Raw genomic sequence first — 1,528 nt, forward strand, 5'->3', positions numbered from 1 at the left:
TAGCATCAATAAAATGATACTTATCTTCTATAGTTTTGAAAATATGCCGACGGATTTTTTTAATACATCAATGACCTCATCTTTCTCGGCAAGCTGCTTGCGAAGCGAGCGTATTTCCGCTTCAAGCTCACGCTGACGCTTATCAATGCGGTTTTGACGATCGGTTGCACCGGGCTGAAAGCCAGCACGCTTAAGCCATGATTTGAGAGTTTCAACACATATACCGAGTTCGGCGGCAACTTCCTTTGAAGGTCGCCCCTGTTCGGTAACCATCTTGATCGCGCCGCTTTTGAATGCATCGTCATAACGAGGTGGCATTGTTCATTTTTTGATTGACATAAAAGTTCCTCCTGTGGTTTTGGATTTGTTTGTGTCCATTTCATTATATCACACTTTTTTCTGTCCATCAAATCTGGGAAGACGGCAAAGCGCTGTCTGCCGAATACGAAGCGGAACAGGAACAGCTTGAAGCAGAAATTACAGCACAGCAAACAGAAATCGAAGGCTATGAGCTTGACAGCGATAAAGTAAGTCAGTTTATGGAGCTTGCAAAGAAATATACCGATTTTTCCGTACTTACTGTACCGATGATAAATGAGTTTATAGACAAGATTATAGTACACGCTCCCGACAAATCAAGTGGAGTGCGAGTGCAGGAGGTTGAAATATTTCTTAATTTTATAGGTAATTTTGAATTGCCTATACCGGAGCCTACACCGGAAGAATTAGAGGAGTTGAAAAAAATACAGCTAAAAAGAAAAAGGAACAGAGAGGCAGTCAATCGTTATCAGACAAAAATGAAAGAAAAACGAAGACTTGCCGCGCAACAGGCAAAGGAACAGAAAAAAACAGTTGATGAAGAATCGGCATAAAACTTAATCATTAAGGCGGTTTGCAAATTTAAGCAGACCGTCTTTTCTTATGCGAAAATTTAATTTTGGAGGTACAATATAATGAACTTTACAAATAACCAACCTATAATTATAGGAATAGACCACGGTTACGGCAACTGCAAAACAAGAAACTGTTGTTTTAGGTCGGGTGTGGCATCGTATGACAAAGAGCCTACATTTAAGGAAAGTCTGCTTGTGTATGATGACAAGTATTATCTTGTCGGCGAGGAACATAAGGAATTTTTATCAGATAAAATAGCAGATAACGATTATTATATTTTAACTCTTGCGGCTGTTGCAAAGGAGCTTAATATCCGGCACATAACTTCTGCAAAGGTACATATCGCCGCAGGGCTTCCACTCACTTGGGTAAGCGAGCAGAAAGAAACCTTTAAGGCATACCTTATGCAGAATGAAACGGCTGATTTTATTTTTAGGAATATATCCTATCATATCGAAATCACAGGGGTTGATATATTCCCGCAAGGCTTTTCCGCAGTGGCGGACAGACTTCGAGAGTTTAAGGGTGTAAATATGCTTGCAGACATTGGCAACGGCACAATGAATGTTATGTATATAAACGAGTGCAGACCGCTGGAAAAGAAATGCTTTACCGAGAAATACGGCACAAATCA

General features: G+C 40.2%; 3 protein-coding genes. 2 read left to right on the forward strand and 1 reads right to left on the reverse strand.

The window, feature by feature from the left end; translation table 11 throughout:
• Window positions 1-27: 27 nt before the first annotated feature.
• On the reverse strand, window positions 28-318 hold the full coding sequence (locus H8706_RS11970; protein ID WP_262432821.1) for a transposase: 291 nt from the start codon (window positions 316-318) through the stop codon (window positions 28-30).
• Window positions 319-368: 50 nt separating this feature from the next.
• On the opposite strand from H8706_RS11970, the gene H8706_RS11975 reads away from it, so the two are divergent.
• A complete protein-coding gene (locus H8706_RS11975) occupies window positions 369-872 on the forward strand; it encodes a DUF4368 domain-containing protein (protein ID WP_262432822.1) in 504 nt (167 codons plus the stop codon).
• Window positions 873-953: 81 nt separating this feature from the next.
• Window positions 954-1,528 (forward strand): ParM/StbA family protein (locus H8706_RS11980; RefSeq protein WP_262432823.1); only part of this gene is annotated, 575 nt, incomplete at its 3' end.

The sequence above is a fragment of the Qingrenia yutianensis genome, from assembly GCF_014385105.1.
In the GTDB taxonomy this organism is placed as follows: domain Bacteria; phylum Bacillota; class Clostridia; order UMGS1810; family UMGS1810; genus Qingrenia; species Qingrenia yutianensis.

What these genes read in the sequence shown, in the direction of transcription:
- H8706_RS11970 (WP_262432821.1), bottom strand. Translation starts at nt 318, where the DNA reads ATGCCACCTCGTTATGACGATGCATTCAAAAGCGGCGCGATCAAGATG.